This window comes from Terrabacter sp. Root85 (genome assembly GCF_001429185.1).
Classification (GTDB): domain Bacteria; phylum Actinomycetota; class Actinomycetes; order Actinomycetales; family Dermatophilaceae; genus Terrabacter.
The window spans coordinates 1,248,817-1,265,485 of record NZ_LMIW01000001.1 but is presented as its reverse complement, the minus strand read 5'-3'; the positions used below and the strand labels follow the sequence as shown (position 1 = coordinate 1,265,485).

The following is a 16,669-nucleotide window of genomic DNA, read 5'->3' as shown; positions in this document are numbered from 1 at the left end:
CTCACCGAGCTCGTAGGCGGGCTGCTTCCCGACCAGCTCGGGAACCGGTCGCGGGGCCATCGGCACTTTCTACAATCTCCATAGCCCTCTGGGTCCGACTCCGACCCGATCATTGCACTTCTTGGGGTCCGGCATTCAACACGCTGCACAGTGCGTCCCTTTCGCCGCGTGTTAACCGCGCCCGATCCCGCCCACGGCGGCGTCGCCGTTGCGTTCGCTCCATGCGTGGCCTTCGAGATACGAGTCCTCAACGCCGAGTGCCCCGTCTGCGAGCACTATGGGCCGCATCCGTCGGACGGAGTGGGCAGGTTCACCTGCGTCCTATGCAATACGACGTTCGGCACAGGTCGGCAATCGGACGAAGCAACGATGACCATCGATGACGATGGGGGCGATGGACCGAAGCGGAGGTCCTGAGCTCGGGCCGTCGGCGGCGCGTCACACCGCCGCGAGCTGGCCTCTCCCGCGGTCGTTATTTACCGGCGCTGCCGAGAAGCGGACGTTGGCCAGGCCCTGCCTTGCGACCGAGGGCCTACCCTTCGCGGTGCGAAGGTGGAGTTGGCGCCTTGCTCCTTGGCTGAGGAGCAAGGCTCTTGGGGGAGAACCTCTTGCGGCAAGGATGACGCCCACGACTTGCGCCCCGCAGTCACTCGCGACGCCTGCCGGTGTGCCTCTCCCCCCAGACGAGTGTGCTTATAGGCGAGGAAAGCAGAAGGGACGCCCACCAGGAGGCATGCGAACGACGCGAAAATGATCGTCATGACCGACAGGGCATTGGGACCGCCGGACCGAGGTCATACATAAGTCCGGTGCCAAAGAGTGCAATCGCGGCAAAGGCTCCTAGAGCGATTCGCCACGTCTGCTCCGTGATCCCAATGGCAACGCCCAGAGCCACGCCCAGGAGTGCGGCCCTTCCGACGCTAGAGCCTCCCAACGGTCAGGTCGTCCGGCCGTGTGGGCGCTCTGGCGACAGCCTGCTTGGTAGCGTCAGGCTGAGTCACTACAGGGAGAGGCACGATGAAGATCTTCATCAGCTGGTCGGGGACGCGGAGCCGCAAGACGGCCGAATTACTGCGGAGATGGCTGCCCCTGATCAACCAGGACTTCGACCCGTTTGTCAGCGGCGAGGACATCAGCAAGGGCGGCAACTGGAGCCAGGCCATCATCGAGGAACTGAACCAGTCAGACTTCGGCATCGTTTGCGTCACTCCCGGCAACCAGGAGAAGCCTTGGCTCCTGTTCGAGGCGGGAGCGCTGAGCAAGCAAGTCGACAATGAGCCGACGTTGGTCGCCCCTCTGCTCATTGGCTTCAAAGGCAAGCGCGACCTTCCGCCCCCGCTCGGACGGTTCCAGACAACGTTGCCGGACCAAGACGACATGTATAAGCTCGTGAAAGCGCTCAACGCCACGTGCGAACCGAACCGGCAACAGCCTTCGGAGACGCTCAAGACCGTCTTTCACAAGTGGTGGGACGACTTCGAGATGCCCTTCCGCGAGATCGAGAACAGCCACCCGGGCCATCCAGCGCCACGTCGGTCACCGGACGAAATCATGGCCGAGGTGCTGGACATCGTGCGTTCCCTGCAGCGTCAGGCAGCATCGACTGCCCAAGCGGCTGCGGAGACAACAAACGCCGAGCGGACCAATGCCACGTTCAAGACCAGGGCAGCATCGCTCGCTACCGCCGCTGCAACGGCAATGAACGCGTATAGCGAGGTCAAGAACTTCGGTTTCACGATGCTCGGAGTCGGGGGCAACCCACGAAACCCCTCACAGCCAACCCTCAAGGTTACTGACCAACAAGGCGGGGTCAACGTCGAGGCTCGGTTGCTCGGGCTGCGAGAGATGCTGCAGATGACGGGCATCAATTACGACATCGAGCTTGTAGATCCCGTCGAGTAGGCAGTTCTACCCCTCCCAGTAGCCGCACCTCCACAGTGCCGTTGCCCGGAGAGCGAGGGTACGCAGGGCGAGTGCCATCCCTTCAGCGATTGGCAAGGTTGCATTCGTCACCGGGCTCGACAACCTCACTGGGCAACACATCTTGGTGTGCGACTCCGACTGCCTAGCTGTGGGTCGAGTCACGCGCGTGCGGATGGGTCTGCGAGCTCGCGGCGGGAAAGGACCGGAACGACTTCGGTGCCGAGTTGTCGTCCGAGGCGGAGGCTGGCGAATCGAATCGCAGAAGGGCGTCGAACCGGCTGACCACGGCGGAGATTCCCTTGTCCGTGGGTCGGGCGTCCCTGTAGCGACCGCGTCACGGGCCCCCGCTCCAGCATCCGCGAGGCAAATGCTTACCCAGGGACTTGCTCCAGGATGAGGAAGGCAATCTCCTCCTCGCGACTGGCCCTCGCCCTTGCTGCGTTCTTATGTTGCGACGGTAACTGATCAACGACAATCTCTAGCCCGCGCCGACGATCGGAACGAGCTCTGATGGTCAGCAGCAACCATCGGGACAGCCGCGTCAGCGGCCAGTCCGGACCTGCGTCACTTCGCCGCGTTTGGGCGCACCGCACACGACGAGCGATCGCGTTGCGTCGCGCATTTCATGCCTGCACGCCCCGGGCGCACTCCTCACCCGGGTCGAGACGCGGCCCCCACTCCCTGTGTTCAGAGGTGGGGGCCGCTTGTACTGGCAGGTGCCGCTAAGGACTAGCGACCGCGCGTGCGTAATGGCTCAACGGGGCCAGAGGGTCTCGTCCAAGTCGGGCAGGGTGCCCTTCGCCAGGTTGTCGGTGTCCTTGGCGGTCAGGCGCCCGGGTGCGAAGCCGCTCATCGAGCCTGAGACCGGCAGGTTCAGCCGCGTGGAGCGCAGGTCGACGGCATACGTCCCTGCGCTGGTGTCGACGGCGATCACGCCGTTGCTCGCCCCGCTGACGACGAGTCCCAGCTGGTGTCCGGCCGGGACGACGATGTCGTTGGCGGCCAGCTCGACGGTGACCTGGTGCCTGCCGGCGCCGTCGAGACGGGCCCAACCGCGGGCCAGCACCTGCAGCTGGGTGGTCTGCAGGCGACGCGTGACGTCCTTGTAGCAGGCGTCGTCCGTGGCGATGGACCCTCCCCAGCAAGTCTCCGTGGTCAGTGTCTGAGCCCCGTCACCGGAGGTGCTGACCCGGTCCATGGCGCCGTAGTCGACGAGCATGACCGACACCTGCCCGACCGGAGCCGAGTGGGTCACCGTCAGGTCGACCGTCGGCGTGCCCGAGATGCGGACGTCCTTCGTCACCGCTCCGGTGAGGAACTGCAACCGGTTCGGGTTGGCAGTCAGCGAGACGGCATTGGTCTCCGACAGGCGGGAGTTGTTGACGTAGGAGGCGGTGCCCGGGTCCTGCCTGCCGAGGGCCAGCGTGCCGTCCTCGCGTGGGTTGAGCGACATCGTGCGCGCGGACTGGATCGGCCACGTCTTCGAGGTCTCCCACTGGTCCGGGGCGGTCTCGACGCGGACGGCCGGCTCACGGTCGATCCCGTTGTCGATCCCCATGAGCTCGTGGTCGAACCACCGGTTGAGGGTGGTGACCCACTCATGCCGGTCGTGGTCGAACGGGTCGACGTGGCCGAGGCGGCTGAGCCACATCTTGCGCTCGACTCCGCTCTGCCCCAAGGCCTCCCACCACTTGGAGGCATTCATGGTCTTCACGTTGGTGTCCTGGAGCCCGTGGACGATGAAGACGCTCGCCTTGACCTTGGACGCGTCGTAGAAGGTGCCGTCGCGGTAGTCCCGCTCGGCCCAGAAGTCCGTGTAGGCGCCAGTGGAGTCGGCGTCGTTGGCGTCCATGTAGGCCAGCCGCGCCGAGCAGTCCGTCGGGATGGTGCGGCGCTGGGCGATGGTGCGCGAGAGGCTGCTCGCGTAGTGGCGCGACTTCACGGCGCCCTGCCAGCGGTTGTAGTCGTACCACGAGCTGATGGCGCTGATCGGCACGATCGTCTTGAGCCCGTCGACGCCGGTGGAGGCGACGCCGTTGGCGAGCGTCCCGTCGTAGGACTTGCCGATCATCCCGGTGCTGCCGTTGCTCCAGGTCGCCTGGACGAGGGCGCCGCTCGAGTCGTGGGCGCTGCCCTTCCCGTTGAGCCACTCGACGACCGCCTTGGCGGACTCGACGTCGGAGCGGCCACCCTCGTCGGTGCACCCGGTCGAGCGGGCCGTGCCGGCCATGTCGACGGCGACGAACGCGTAGCCGCGTGGCACGAAGTAATTGTCGTAGTAGAGCGGGAACTTCGTCGGGCTGCCGTCAGCCGCATACTCCTTGAACTCGCCGTCGTTGCCGCGGCCGAGGCTCAGGTAGTAGGGGCTGGCGTCCATGATGACCGGCACCCGCGCGGTGCCGTCGAGCTCGCGCGGCCGGATGATGTCGGTCGCGATGCGCTCCGCCTTGCCGTCCCCGTCCAGGTCGGGCGTGTCGACCCAGACGGTCTCGCGGATGGCAGTCGTGTAGTCGTACCTCGGCGAGGTCATCCCGTCGACCAGAGTGACGGGCGGGGTTTCGGTGACGCTGGGCGGTGCGGCGTTGGCCTCCCCGACAGTCCCCATGGCCAACGGTGCTGCCACGGCGAGCGAGCTGGCGAGGGCAAGGATCCTGGCTTTCATGTGAGTCCTTCCTGCCCCCGGAACCGGCGATGTCCCTTGAGGGTGAGGGGCTTTCACAAAGTAGCGACGAAATGCCCGGAAAGGGAGGGTGCTGCGAACCGGATGCAATGCTGTCCGCTTGTCTGTCCGGCTGTCCTCTGGCTGTCCCGCGATGCCTTCCACGAGGTCGGGATGGCTCGCGGTTCAGGCGGTGAAGCCGGTCGGGCGGATGACCCTCGCGGGCACGCCGGCGGCGACGGTGTCGGCGGGGACATCCTTGGTCACGACCGCGCCCGCCCCGATCACGGCGCCGTCCCCGATCGTCACGCCGGGCACGACCGTGACGCCGGCGCCCAGCCACACGTTGCGGCCGATCGTCACCGGCGCCGGCTCCATGTCGGCGCGCCGGGCCGGGTCCATCGAGTGGTTGAGCGTCGTCAGCGTGCTGCCGTGCCCGATCAGTGTCCCGTCGCCGATGGTGATGCCGCCGGTGTCCTGGAAGCGGCAGCCCATGTTGATGAAGACGCCCTCGCCGAGGGTGAGGTTCTTGCCGAACTCGGAGTAGAACGGTGGGAAGACCGTCACCGACTCGGCCACCTCCCGACCGGTCAGCCGGGACAGCAGTGCCCGCACCTCGTCCGGCGAGCGGTAGGCGCCGTTCAGTTCCGCAAGGACGCGCATGGCCTCCTGCGACTCCGCGTGCATGAACGCGTGCGCCTCCGACCCTCCCTCGATGACCCGCCGCGCCCGCACGTGCGCGAGGAAGTCCTCCAACTGCATCCGCCCCGAGGGCGTTCTCTCCGTCGTCGTCACAGCGTCAGCAGCACCTTGGTCGCCCGGCGCTCGTCCATCGCCGCATAGCCAGCGGCAGCCTCCGAGAGCGGCAGAGTGAGGTCAAAGACCTTGCCGGGATTGATCTTCCGGTCCCAGATCAGCTGGATCAGGTGCGGCAGGTACTCCCGCACCGGCGCCGGTCCGCCGTGGATGTGGACGCCGGCCATGAACAGCTCGTCGCCGGGGATGGCGACGTCGTGCGAGACGCCCACGAAGCCGACGTGGCCACCGGCACGCGTCGAGTGGATCGCCTGCATCATCGCCTCCTGCGTGCCGACGGCCTCGATGACCGAGTGCGCCCCGCGCCCGTCGGTCAGTTCCTTGACCCGCGCCACCCCGGCCTCGCCGCGCTCCTCGACGATGTCGGTCGCACCGAACTCGCGCGCGAGCGCCTGACGGTCCGCGTGCCGGCTGAAGGCGATGATTCGCTCGGCACCCAGCTCGCGGGCGGCGAGGACGCCCATCAGCCCCACCGCGCCGTCGCCGACCACGGCCACCGTCTTGCCCGGGCCCGCCTCGGCGGCGACCGCGGCGAACCACCCGGTGCCGAGCACGTCGGAGGCCGCCATGAGCGACGGGATGAGGTCGGCGTCCGGCTGCCCCGGCGTCGCCACGAGCGTGCCGTCCGCGAGGGGGATCCGCGCCAGCTCGGACTGGGTGCCGATCGTGCCCATGAGGACGCGGTGCACGCAGTACGCCTGGTAGCCGGCCCGGCAGATCTCGCACGTGTTGTCCGACGCCCAGAACGACCCGACGACAAAGTCGCCGACTCTTACGGTGCGCACCTCCGAGCCGACCTGCTCGACGACGCCGACGTACTCGTGCCCCATGACCTGGTGGTCGACCGGTTCCGCACCGCGGTAGGGCCACAGGTCGCTGCCGCAGATGCACGTCGCCGTCAGGCGGATGATCGCATCGGTCGGCTCGATGATCTGTGGATCCGCGCGCTCCTCCACCCGCACGTCGCCGGGCTCGTACATGACCACTCCACGCATCGCGTGTTCCTTCCATCGTCTCGTCGCGAGCCCACGGCCCGCCGGGCCCAACGGCCCACCACTCGAGTGAACCCGCCGGCGAGCGGCCGAGGAAGTCCCTGTGGAGGCACGTACTGACAGGGCACCTCTCACGGCTCGGCCCACCCCTCGACGCGGCCTAGTCTCGAAGGCGTGGACAACCGCCGAGAGGTGCGCGAGTTCCTCATGACCCGCCGCGCCCGCATCACCCCCGACCAGGTCGGGCTGCCCGTCAGCGGTGGCCGACGCGTGCCCGGCCTGCGCCGCAGCGAGGTCGCGACCATCGCCGGGCTCAGCGTCGAGTACTACGCCCGGCTCGAGCGAGGCCAGATCGCCGGTGCCTCGGCCGGCGTCCTCGACGCGCTCGCTCGCGCCCTGCAGCTCGACGACACCGAACGCGCCCACCTGCTCGACCTCGCGAGGGCAGCGGACGGCATACCCACGTCCGGGCGTCCGCGCCGACGCGCGGCCGGCAAGCCCGCGTCCCGGCCCAGCCTGCAGTGGGCCCTCGAGTCGATCCGCGACGCCGTCGCCTTCGTGCGCGACCCCCACCAGAACCTGCTCGCCACCAACGCGCTCGGCCGCGCCTTCTACTCGCCCGTCATCGGCGAGGGCGGCCGCCTGCCCAACCTCGCCCGCTTCCAGTTCCTCGACCCGGCCTCGCACGACTTCTACCCCGACTGGGAGCTCTTCGCCGGGATGTGTGTCGGCATCATGCGCTCCGAGGCGGGCCGGGATCCGCACGACCGCGGCCTGCAGGACCTCGTCGGCGAGCTCTCGACGCAGAGCGAGGTCTTCCGTCGGCTGTGGAGCGCCCACGACGTGCGCACCCACGGCACCGGCACCAAGCGCTTCACCCACCCCGTCGTCGGCGAGCTGACCCTCGCCTACGAGGAGCTCGCCATCACCGCCGAGCCAGGCCTCGTCCTCATGGTCTACACCGCCGAGCCCGGCTCGCCCTCGGCCGAGCGCCTCCAGCTGCTCGCCTCCTGGGCCGCCGACACCCCGAGCCCCACCGCGACCACCGACACCGCGATCCCCAACAGTCAGAAGGAAACCCATGCAGATCACCCGTAGCTCCGTCGACACCGTCAAGGGCCCGAGCGACTGGTTCACCGGTGACGTCTACATCGACGCCGTCGCCGCCGCGCCGGCTCCGTCCCGCGTCTCGGCCAACCTCGTGCACTTCATGCCCGGCGCCCGCACCCACTGGCACCGCCACCCGCTCAGCCAGACCGTCTTCGTCACCGAGGGCGTCGGCCTCTGCCAGCGCCGCGGCGGCCCGATCGAGGTCATCCGCCCCGGCGACCGCGTCCTCTTCGAGGCCGACGAGGAGCACTGGCACGGCGCCGCGCCCACCCGGCTCATGGTGCACGTCGCCATCAACGAGGGCGACGCGGACCACGACGTCGTGCACTGGCTGACCCCCGTCACCGACGAGGAGTATGCCGCCGCCCCCTCCCTCACCGACTGACCGACCGAGCCCTGCCGTCGACACGAGCTGCCCGGCCGGGGACGCCCCGCGGGCGACCCTCCCTGCCTAGTAGGAGCGGGGCACCGCCGTGGCGAGGTCGGCGAGGGCGCGCTCGCTGAACAGCTCACGGGGGATTACGACGGTGGTCTCCGGGCGGCGCCGATCGCGTCGCAGCAGCACCGCGTCCGAGGTCAGCCGCCGGGAGACGAACTCGCTCCACCGTGAGTGCACCGTCCCTCCCCGGCTCTGGAGCACGAGGTGGTCCGGCGTCACGCTCGCTCGGATGGTCGCGCCCACCGGATACTTCGCGCGGCTGGTGGTGCGCGCCGCGTGGCGAGCCTCCAGGTAGATGCCGATGCACACGAGAAGGAAGAAGCCGGCCGCCAGAGCGACGATCCGCGACCGGGTCAGGGCCGTGAGGGCCAGCAGCAGCGCGGGCGTCAGGAGCGGGAAGAGCACGTCGGCCGACCGGGCGCGCACCCGCACGGCGGCGGCCATGACCCGCGCCTGGACCTGCTCGGTCACGACGAGCTCGAGCGGCAACACCGGCACGGGCACGGGCACAGCGGAGGGCGCCGGCGCCTCGCCCACACCCTCGAGGAAGGCGATGTCGTCGTCCGTGAGCAGCTCGGTCGGGAGCACGAACGAGGTGCTGCGCAGCCACGCGATGACCCGGTCCCGCGTGCGGGTCACCGACGCGGCGGAGCCGCGACCCAGGCAGAGCGTGCCGGTGACGTCGGTGACCGTCAGCTCGCCCCACGCCGTGTACCCGGTGGTGACCGTCTGGCCGATGGCGAGGCCGGAGCGCAGGCCCGCACGGATGCGGACGCACCAGTGCGTGACGATCACGACCACCGCCGCCGCCGTCACCACCACCCCGACGACCCAGCGGCCGCTCAGGCCCCAGCAGAGCAGGGCCAGGAACGCCGCGTACAGGAACCGGGTGACCGAGGTGCTCGACGCGAGCGCATCGAGGAGAAGGCCACGGAAGAGCAGTCGATAGCGGTGCTTGGTGATCGTCATGGTGCGCAGCGACCCGGGCACGGGTGCAGCGAATCGGCTCATCGACGTCCCCTGATCCTCCGACGTGTGCGTGAACGACGTTCCACGCGCTGCGGAGTCTAAGCGGCACAGCCGCTCGGCCGGACGAGAACGACGAGGGTCCTTGCCGCACATGGTCGCCCGCGGAGTCGACCGGCTAATCGATGTCGGGTGAGCCCTCGAGGGAGCGCTTGAGGGAGGCGAGGGTGTGTGACCGCTCCCGCGTGACGATCCGCGCGGCCACCGGCTTGAACGCGCGAGCCACGCCGTAGAGCTCCGCCTCAGCGGTGTGGTGGACGACCGTGGAGTCGCCGTCGACCTCGAGCAGGTAGCGCGGACGCGCTTGGGTGAGCGAGTGGCCGAAGATGCTGAACGTCTCGCTGAAGGCGAGGCGCGTCGACGGCACGTGCTCGGTCACCTCCCCGACGAAGCGACCCATCCGCGTCCGGTCGACGTACGTCGTGCCGGCCCGCACCGGCAGCGCGGACGTCAGCTCCGTGCCGCCGAACACCCCGTCACGGTGCATCCACTGCCGATAGCCGGGCAGGTCGGCCAGCCGCTCGAACACCTCGCTCGCCGGCCGACGGATCACCGTCTGCGCCTCGAACCGAATCACGCTCCCAGCCATGAAGCCTCCTCGATCGGTGCGGCGACCACTCAAGCGTAGGCAGGCCGGGGGTGATCCGCCTACAGCATCATCGGGGGCGAGTGCGGACCGCACGTCCCTGGCGCGGTGGCGATCGCCGCGCAGGGGCGAGACCCGGGACACCCCAGAGCCTCACATGAACCCGGGACGGGACAGCTTGTAGGGGCCCTCGATCGCGAGGAACTCGACCGGTCTGTGACGCAGGGCCTAGGGCGGGAGGATGTTGATCACCCGGGACAGCACCACGACGAGAACGGCCAGGGAGATCATCGACTGGATCGCCATCAGTCCTTTGACGCGATGGGTCAGTGGGAGCGTGTCGGTGGGGCTGAACGCGACCACGTTGGTGAACGCCAGATAGAGGTGGTCTGGGAATCGTGGCTGCCAGTCGGGTGGCGCGAGTCCCTCGATGCCGGTTTGGGGGAACTGGAAGTCTGGATAGCGCGCGGCACCGACCCGGCGCACGTCGGGGCCGCCGCCGTCGATCTGCCAGTAGAGCAGCCCGAAGGTCACGATGTTCGTGGCGAGCAAGGTGACGGCCGTGACGAGTAGCTGTGTCACGGTGGGAGGCGTCTCACCTTCGGGCGTGCTTCGCAGGACGAGTGCCACGAGCCTCACCGCGGCGCCCGTGTTCGCCACGATCAGGACGGCGACGAGCGACAAGACCAGGGGACGAGCAGCCCGGGGGACCGGCCCCGGTTTCGCAGCCACAGCGAGCAGTATCAGGACCACTGCCGCCTCGGTCGCGGGCACGACGATCGGTGGTCCTTCGCGCATTCTCGCCGGCACCAGAACCTGCGGAAGGATGACGACGACGAGAGCGACCAGAGGCCACACGTACGTCTCCGGCGCGACACCCATCTGTCCGGAACCGGCGCCGCGCGGTGGCCCCGGCTGGGGATCCGGCGACGGCTCGTTGGGCATGGGCCCATCATGCGCCAGCCGATGTCGGTCGTCAGCAGATCTGGGTGGACCCGAACGGCGACGTGCGGCCCTTCGCCGCCAGTCGGTCTCTCCGTTGGCTGCATCTTCGGTTGGGCCATCAACCGTCGTCAGCGCCTGACGCCACGGTCGTCACGCGGCTCGGCTGACCTCGCTCAGTAGGCGACGCCGATGTGCGCTCGGTGGTGGACCGGGCGGTCGATCTCGTCGACGATCGCCGAGGCGAAGTCAGCGCCGGATATGAAAGAGCCTCCCTCGGCGTCGAACAACGCGACATCATCACCGACCCGGAAGCTGCCGGTACGCTCGCCCGCCGCCCACGCGCCGTAGCCGCCCGCGGGGCTGACGAAGACCCAGTCCAGCCCTTCGGGCGCCTCCTCGGCCAGCAGGACGCGGGTCGCCTCCCCTTCGAGAGCCTCGTCGCGGAACTGCTCGGGGATGTCCCCCTCGACGAAGCGTGGCGCCCCCGGAGCCGGACGCAGCGAGCTGAAACCGCCGACCTGGACATACCGCGCGCCAGCCGCGGCCGCCTGCTGCGCGAGACCACGGTAGACCTCTACGAGTCGCCCGGACATGTCTCCACGCGGCGACAGCGCCGCCACGACCGCGTCGGCGTCTGGGACGAGCCGCCCCGCGACCTGCTCGACGTCGCCGGTCTCGTACCGAACGCCCCGCACCAGGTCCTTCGGCTCGGTCCGGCTCACCGACACCACCTGATGACCGCGCGAGGCTGCCTCTCGGACGACGTTGGCACCGGTGTAGCCGGTGCCTCCGAAGACCACGATCCTGGTCATCAGATGCTCCTCGCGTTGGGCAGGTTGGTTGAGCCTTCAAAATCTACAGCGGCGCCCCGGGGTAAAGGACTGCGGATCACCGAACCCACGTCATGATCCGCGGTCGACAACGGCCCCCGAATGCTGCACGCAGCGCGTTCGCGCATCCCGGGCGCGCTACAGGGCGTCCCGGAGATGCGTCACTGCGCCGCCTGTCAGGCACATCTCCATGGCACGAGTCGGGATCAGCCCTGTATGTCGCGCAGCGCACAGACAGCCCCGAGCCGCCGGCGCACTCTCAACTCATGAACACGAAGAAGAGCTTGAGATGCACCATCGGCCGCCACCGCTGGGTCGCAACCACTTCGACGCCTCGGTACATCCAGACCGAAGCTCGGGCGAGAACACATCCTTCCACTTCATTCCCTGGGGCGCCGGAGGAGGCGGGGGCATCTTCTGAGTCGCCACCGACAACAGCGGCGACGCGCCTGAACGCTGGCGCTGCATCCCCAGGTGATGCAACTGTTTCACGGGATGCTGCACCATGATGCGCGTGTCGGGAAGGAGCAGACGAGGTGTTCGGACATGTGAAACAGGTCGGATTCGTCGGCGTCAGTGACCTGGATGCCGCCGAGCGGTTCTACGGTGGCGTTCTCGGCCTCGATCTCGTCGACGCGCGACCGTTTGCGTTGGTCCACGACACGCCCACCAGCCAGCTTCGCATCACAGCCGTGGAGGAGGTCCGCACAGCGCCCTACACGGTACTGGGGTGGATCGTCGCCGACCTGGACGGCGAGATAGACCGGCTCACCGCGGCTGGCGTCACCTTCAACCGCTACGACGGCATGGCCCAGGACGACCGCGCTATCTGGACCGCACCCGACGGCGCCCGGGTCGCCTGGTTCCACGACCCCGACGGCAACAACCTCTCCCTGCAGTCCTGAGCATTCTGCGACACGAGCGTCGCGCCCACGCGCCCCAGCGGTCGCCGCGGAACCCGTCGTAGGGTCGGAGCGTGGAACTGGGACAACCGAGTCGGACGGCGGTCTTCGTCTGTCAGGGCCGTGCCGTGGCCGACGGGCGAGCAGGGGTCGAGCCGTTCGCTGACCCCGTCGCCGAGCGGCTGTTGTCCGAGGCGGAGCTCGAGCCCGTCCGGCTGGCTCGACGCGGTGAGCTCCCCGACGACGGCCGCGCCCGGTTGGTGGTGCAGTCGGTCAGCGCCTGCGCCGCGGTGATGGCGCCGCGCACCGTGCTCATCGACACCGCGGTGAGCAGGACGCTCGAGCAGAGCGGGGCCTGGCAGGTCGTCCTTCTCGGCGCCGGGCTGGACGGCCGGCCGTGGCACCTGCCCGCGTTGCGCGGGATCACAGTGTTCTCGCTCGACCACCCCGCATCCCAGGCCGACCTGCGCCGTCGAGCCGAGACCCTTCCTTCCCCGGTGTGCGACCTGCGGTTCGTGGCCGTGGATCTGACCCATGAACCGCTCGGTCCGCGGTTGGCCGCCGCCGGGCACGACCCGCTCCGGCCCACGGTGTGGATCTGGGAAGGCGTCATCCCCTACCTCTCGCGCCCGCAGGTGCGCGCCACCCTCGACGCCCTCACCGGCATCTCCGCCGCCGGCAGCGTCCTTGTCGCGCAGTACCAGTCGCGCTCCCTGTCGGCACAGGTGGGGCGGCGCGTGGCCGGACTGGTCTCCCGCCTGTCGGGTGCCGTGTCCCCGTTGGCCGGCGAGCCCTGGCGGTCCCTCTGGTCCGAGCGACAGATCTCCCGGCTCCTGGCCGATCGCGGCTGGGTCGTCGACAGCGATGTCAGTCTGCTCGAGAGCACGACTCGGTGCGACACCCCGCACGCCAGTGCCGGATCACTCGCCAACGGTCGAGTCGCCGTGGCTCGACTCGGAGCGCGATCGAGCTGACGAGCGGTGAGTCCGCTGGAAAGTCGCTGGGCAGAGCCCGCAGACGACCGGTTCGTCCACCTCACCTGCGTACCGTGTAGGCACCGCTCCTCCCTCCCGTGAAGGGGTCCGCACCATGACGGCACCGACCGCGGCGGCCACCGGCACCGCACGTACCGCCCGACCGGGCTGGCTGCCGCCCCGGTGGCTCGTCGTCACCGCGGTGCTCGTCCTCGCCCTCGTGCTGACCGACGCGGTGTCGCAGGCCGTCGTGCCCTTCATCCGCCGCGACGACTGGCCCTTCCTCCTGCCGCCGCACACCCCGTTCGCCACGAGCGTCTACGCCAAGAACCTCTCCGAGGGCCGCTGGCTCAACTGGGCCTGGTGGGTCGGCGTCGGCCAGCACAGCACCCCGCTCACGGCGTCGCTGACGTACGTGACGGCATACGTCGTCTTCGTCGCGGGCCTGTGGCGCGTGCTGCGTCCGGTCGACCGCGCGCTGCACTGGGCGGTCGACGCGCTCCTCGGCGTCACGGTCTTCGCGTCGGCGCTCTGGGTGCAGCTGCTCTACTGGCCCGGCACCCTGACGCCGTCGGTCCTCATCGCGGCCGCCGCGGTGTGGACGCTGCCGTGGGCCTCGCGCACCCGGCCGAGGCTCGCGGTGTGGCTCCTGCTCGCCACCGTCCTGACGACCCTGACCTACCCGCCGGTGGGCGTCGTCCTCTTCCTCGCCGCCGTCGTCCAGCTGCGGACCCGCCCGTGGAAGGACGTGCTGCTGCTCGCCGGCGGTTACGTCGTGGCGTACGCCGTGGGCGTCGCCGTCATCTACGGCCTCAACGGCATCTTCTTCGGGCACCTCGGCCTCAAGATCGCCGCGTGGCGACACCCCAACCCGATCCACGACCTGCACACCCTGCGGGTCAACGCCGGCCGGTTCGCGCGCGAGGCGCTCCGCCTCGGCTCCGCGCTGTGGATCGCCGCCCTCGTCGGGATCGTCGCCGTCGTCGCCGCCTGGCTCGACCGCACGATCCGGCCGTTGCTGGTGCGCCTCGTGGCCGGGCTCGCGGTCGTCGTCGCGCTGAGCGCAGCGCAGACCGTGGTCACCGGCGTCGTCACCGACCCGCGCGGCGAGCTCTGGGCGTGGATGGCCGTCCTCGTCCCCGCGGCCCTGCTGCTCGGTGGCGCCGGGTGGTCGCCCCGCATCGGGATCGCCTGCCTCGCCGCGCTCACCGTCTTTGGCGTCCTGACGTGGCGGGCCAACATCGGCGCCCACCAGCAGACCCGGAGCGAGTATGCCGCCCTCGTCGACCGCGCGACCGTGCCGGGGCCGTCGGGCACCCGCCGCCCCGTCGTGCTCTACCAGGACCCGGCGCAACGAGCCACGAGCAAGGGCTCAATCATGGCCGGCACGCTGCGGATGATGGTGCGCCAGGCCCAGGGCGGCGTCGTGCCGCGCTGGTGCGCGCCCGCGGAGTGCGTGCGCATCAAGGCAGCCGGGACGCAGGTCGCCGACCTCGGGTCGGTCGTCGGCGTCGTCGTGCCGCCCCCACCGGCCTGGATCTGAGACCGGCCGGCGGGGACGCGTCGACTACTTGACGGACCCCGCGGTGAGGCCGCCGACGAGGTGCTTCTCGATGATCGCGAAGAGGATGACGACCGGCACGACGGCAATGACCGACGCCGCGAAGAGCTGGTCCCAGTGCTGCTCGTAGCCGGTGATGTAGGCCCGCATGCCGACCGTGAGCGGCTTCTTGTCGTCGTCGATCATGAGCGTCAGGGCCACGACGTACTCGTTCCACGCCGCGATGAACGTGAAGATCGTCGCGGTGACGAGGCCCGGCAGCGTCAGCGGCAGCATGACCCTGCGCAGGATCTGCCACCGGCTCGCACCGTCGAGGGCCGCCGCCTCCTCGACCTCGAGCGGGATCGAGGAGAAGAAGCCGTGCAGGATCCAGATCGCGAAGGCGAGGTTGAACGCCGCGTTCGTGAGGATGAGCGCGCCGTAGGTGTTGATCATGTTGAGCTCGAAGAACTGCCGGTAGAGGCCGACGACGAGCGAGGTGGGCGCGAACATCTGGGTCACGAGCACGAGCAGCAGAAAGAGACCGCGCCCCGGGAAGCGGTGCCGCGCCGTCATGAAGGCCGCGGGGATCGCGACGAGGATGACGATCACCGTCGAGCCGGTCGCGACGATGAGCGAGGTCTTGAGCCAGTTGAGGAACCGCTCGTCGCCGAGGATCTGGGCGTAGGTGTCCCACTGCCAGACCTTCGGCAGGATGCTCGGCGGCGTGCTCTTGACGTCGCTGCTCGTGCGCAGCGAGTCGAGCACCATGACGAGGTAGGGCGCGATGAAGACGAACGCGACGAGCGCGCCACCGATCGCCATGAGGATCCGCTTGCGCCGCTTGGGATCCCGGTTGTATGCCGTGGGGTTGCCTTGCGGCGCAGGCGTGCCCGCAGCGCTGGGCGCGGGGGCCGTCGTCGTGCTCATCGGCTCGTCTCCTCGCGCCAGTTGATGATCTTGAGGTAGATGCCGACGACGACGAGGATCAGCAGGACGTTGAAGATGCCCGCGGCCGCCGACATGCCCACGTCGTGCTCCTGGCTCTTGAAGGCCAGCTTGTACATGAACGTGATCGTCGTGTCGTGCAGGTAGCCGGGGTTGCGGTCGTTGAGGGTGTAGATGATCGGGAAGCTGTTGAAGACGTAGATGACGTTGAGCACCGTCGCGATCATGAGCGCCGGGCGCATGAGCGGGAGCGTGATGTTCCAGTAGCGCTGCCACGGGCTCGCACCGTCGACGGTGGCTGCCTCCATGACGTCGTCCGGGATCGCACCGAGGCCGGCGATGAAGACGAAGATCGTGAAGGGCAGCGACACGAAGACGCCGACGACCACCATCGAGAACATCGTCCAGCTGTCGTCACCGAGGAAGTCGATGGGCGTGCCGATGACGTGCAGGCTCAACAGGATGTGGTTGATGATCCCGTAGTTGTAGTCGTAGAGCAGGACGAAGAGCTGGCTCGTGATGACGAGCGAGGCGGCCCACGGGATGATGACGGCCCACCGGACGAAGCGTCGTCCCGGGAAGCTCTTCACGAGGAACTGGGCGAGCGCGAGGCTCAGGACGATCGTGATCGCCACGACCGCGACGACCCACACGACGGTGTTGCGCAGCACGGTGCCGAGGTCGGGGTGCTCGAGCACCTTGACGTAGTTGTCCCAGCCGGCGTCACCCTTGCGCAGTCCGGTGATGGAGTACTCGCCGCGCGAGGCGTCGAAGAGCTTGATCGCCGGGTAGAGCACGACGCCGAGGATGAGCGCGAGTGCCGGCGCGAGCCACAGCAGCGCGACGAGGGGGTGGACCTGGCCGATGCGTCCCGCACGGCGCCGACGACCGGCGCGGGACGGCATACGCGAACGACGGTCCCCCGACCCCGCCACGGGGGCGGGATCGGGGGACACCGTGGTGCTGTCGCTCATCGGGG

The 16,669-nt window shown here is 69.1% G+C and carries 15 protein-coding genes; 6 read left to right on the top strand and 9 right to left on the bottom strand.

What is annotated here, in order from left to right:
• The first annotated feature begins 1,017 nt into the window (after positions 1-1,017).
• Positions 1,018-1,902 (top strand): toll/interleukin-1 receptor domain-containing protein, encoded by an 885-nt coding sequence (locus ASE25_RS05920; protein ID WP_056823520.1) that lies wholly within the window; start codon positions 1,018-1,020, stop codon positions 1,900-1,902.
• 775 nt (positions 1,903-2,677) lie between these two features.
• On the opposite strand, the gene ASE25_RS05915 is transcribed toward ASE25_RS05920, so the two are convergent.
• The 3 genes from ASE25_RS05915 to ASE25_RS05905 all read right to left on the bottom strand — a co-directional run bounded on the left by ASE25_RS05915 (position 2,678) and on the right by ASE25_RS05905 (position 6,393).
• Entirely contained in the window at positions 2,678-4,585 is a 1,908-nt protein-coding gene (locus ASE25_RS05915; RefSeq protein WP_082622704.1) for a CocE/NonD family hydrolase, read from the bottom strand.
• A 183-nt stretch (positions 4,586-4,768) separates the two neighbouring features.
• On the bottom strand, positions 4,769-5,344 hold the full coding sequence (locus ASE25_RS05910; RefSeq protein ID WP_056823516.1) for a sugar O-acetyltransferase: 576 nt from the start codon (positions 5,342-5,344) through the stop codon (positions 4,769-4,771).
• A 29-nt stretch (positions 5,345-5,373) separates the two neighbouring features.
• Complete coding sequence (locus ASE25_RS05905) at positions 5,374-6,393, bottom strand: zinc-dependent alcohol dehydrogenase family protein (RefSeq protein ID WP_082622703.1); 1,020 nt, start codon at positions 6,391-6,393, stop codon at positions 5,374-5,376.
• Between the two features lie 171 nt (positions 6,394-6,564).
• Here ASE25_RS05905 and ASE25_RS05900 point away from each other — a divergent pair, with 171 nt between their 5' ends.
• Both ASE25_RS05900 and ASE25_RS05895 read left to right on the top strand, forming a co-directional pair.
• Positions 6,565-7,488 carry a helix-turn-helix transcriptional regulator gene (locus tag ASE25_RS05900; RefSeq protein WP_056823513.1) on the top strand — a complete coding sequence of 308 codons (924 nt, stop codon included), beginning with the start codon at positions 6,565-6,567 and terminating at the stop codon, positions 7,486-7,488.
• On the top strand, positions 7,472-7,885 hold the full coding sequence (locus ASE25_RS05895) for a cupin domain-containing protein (RefSeq protein ID WP_056823510.1): 414 nt from the start codon (positions 7,472-7,474) through the stop codon (positions 7,883-7,885). The genes ASE25_RS05900 and ASE25_RS05895 overlap by 17 nt, the downstream gene beginning before the upstream one ends.
• A gap of 66 nt (positions 7,886-7,951) precedes the next feature.
• Here the strand turns inward: ASE25_RS05895 and ASE25_RS05890 are convergent, their stop codons facing one another.
• The 4 genes from ASE25_RS05890 to ASE25_RS05875 form a co-directional block, all read right to left on the bottom strand.
• Positions 7,952-8,950 carry a hypothetical protein gene (locus tag ASE25_RS05890; protein WP_157623330.1) on the bottom strand — a complete coding sequence of 333 codons (999 nt, stop codon included), beginning with the start codon at positions 8,948-8,950 and terminating at the stop codon, positions 7,952-7,954.
• 133 nt (positions 8,951-9,083) lie between these two features.
• On the bottom strand, positions 9,084-9,554 hold the full coding sequence (locus ASE25_RS05885; protein ID WP_056823505.1) for an SRPBCC family protein: 471 nt from the start codon (positions 9,552-9,554) through the stop codon (positions 9,084-9,086).
• Between the two features lie 225 nt (positions 9,555-9,779).
• Positions 9,780-10,496, bottom strand: a complete 717-nt coding sequence (locus ASE25_RS05880) for a hypothetical protein (protein ID WP_235508552.1) — start codon at positions 10,494-10,496, stop codon at positions 9,780-9,782.
• Positions 10,497-10,669: 173 nt separating this feature from the next.
• Entirely contained in the window at positions 10,670-11,308 is a 639-nt protein-coding gene (locus ASE25_RS05875) for an NAD(P)-dependent oxidoreductase (protein WP_056780658.1), read from the bottom strand.
• Positions 11,309-11,862: 554 nt separating this feature from the next.
• On the opposite strand from ASE25_RS05875, the gene ASE25_RS05870 reads away from it, so the two are divergent.
• From ASE25_RS05870 to ASE25_RS05860, 3 genes are all read left to right on the top strand, one after another.
• A complete protein-coding gene (locus ASE25_RS05870; RefSeq protein WP_056780655.1) occupies positions 11,863-12,231 on the top strand; it encodes a VOC family protein in 369 nt (122 codons plus the stop codon).
• A 71-nt stretch (positions 12,232-12,302) separates the two neighbouring features.
• On the top strand, positions 12,303-13,202 hold the full coding sequence (locus ASE25_RS05865; RefSeq protein ID WP_056823501.1) for a class I SAM-dependent methyltransferase: 900 nt from the start codon (positions 12,303-12,305) through the stop codon (positions 13,200-13,202).
• A gap of 115 nt (positions 13,203-13,317) precedes the next feature.
• Positions 13,318-14,745 carry a hypothetical protein gene (locus ASE25_RS05860; RefSeq protein WP_056823498.1) on the top strand — a complete coding sequence of 476 codons (1,428 nt, stop codon included), beginning with the start codon at positions 13,318-13,320 and terminating at the stop codon, positions 14,743-14,745.
• 24 nt (positions 14,746-14,769) lie between these two features.
• Here the strand turns inward: ASE25_RS05860 and ASE25_RS05855 are convergent, their stop codons facing one another.
• Together ASE25_RS05855 and ASE25_RS05850 are read right to left on the bottom strand one after the other, a co-directional pair.
• The gene (locus ASE25_RS05855; protein WP_056780646.1) at positions 14,770-15,672 is read right to left on the bottom strand and encodes a carbohydrate ABC transporter permease; all 903 of its coding nucleotides are present in this window, start codon (positions 15,670-15,672) and stop codon (positions 14,770-14,772) included.
• The gene (locus ASE25_RS05850; RefSeq protein ID WP_235508551.1) at positions 15,669-16,664 is read right to left on the bottom strand and encodes a carbohydrate ABC transporter permease; all 996 of its coding nucleotides are present in this window, start codon (positions 16,662-16,664) and stop codon (positions 15,669-15,671) included. Before ASE25_RS05850 ends, ASE25_RS05855 begins: the two co-directional genes overlap by 4 nt.
• Between the last annotated feature and the right edge of the window lie 5 nt (positions 16,665-16,669).

Bases quoted from the DNA above. Each gene is read 5' to 3' on its own strand.
- ASE25_RS05920 (WP_056823520.1), top strand. From the start codon at position 1,018: ATGAAGATCTTCATCAGCTGGTCGGGGACGCGGAGCCGCAAGACGGCC.
- ASE25_RS05915 (WP_082622704.1), bottom strand. From the start codon at position 4,585: ATGAAAGCCAGGATCCTTGCCCTCGCCAGCTCGCTCGCCGTGGCAGCA.
- ASE25_RS05910 (WP_056823516.1), bottom strand. From the start codon at position 5,344: ATGCAGTTGGAGGACTTCCTCGCGCACGTGCGGGCGCGGCGGGTCATC.
- ASE25_RS05905 (WP_082622703.1), bottom strand. From the start codon at position 6,393: ATGCGTGGAGTGGTCATGTACGAGCCCGGCGACGTGCGGGTGGAGGAG.
- ASE25_RS05895 (WP_056823510.1), top strand. From the start codon at position 7,472: ATGCAGATCACCCGTAGCTCCGTCGACACCGTCAAGGGCCCGAGCGAC.
- ASE25_RS05890 (WP_157623330.1), bottom strand. From the start codon at position 8,950: ATGAGCCGATTCGCTGCACCCGTGCCCGGGTCGCTGCGCACCATGACG.
- ASE25_RS05885 (WP_056823505.1), bottom strand. From the start codon at position 9,554: ATGGCTGGGAGCGTGATTCGGTTCGAGGCGCAGACGGTGATCCGTCGG.
- ASE25_RS05880 (WP_235508552.1), bottom strand. From the start codon at position 10,496: ATGCCCAACGAGCCGTCGCCGGATCCCCAGCCGGGGCCACCGCGCGGC.
- ASE25_RS05875 (WP_056780658.1), bottom strand. From the start codon at position 11,308: ATGACCAGGATCGTGGTCTTCGGAGGCACCGGCTACACCGGTGCCAAC.
- ASE25_RS05860 (WP_056823498.1), top strand. From the start codon at position 13,318: ATGACGGCACCGACCGCGGCGGCCACCGGCACCGCACGTACCGCCCGA.
- ASE25_RS05855 (WP_056780646.1), bottom strand. From the start codon at position 15,672: ATGAGCACGACGACGGCCCCCGCGCCCAGCGCTGCGGGCACGCCTGCG.
- ASE25_RS05850 (WP_235508551.1), bottom strand. From the start codon at position 16,664: ATGAGCGACAGCACCACGGTGTCCCCCGATCCCGCCCCCGTGGCGGGG.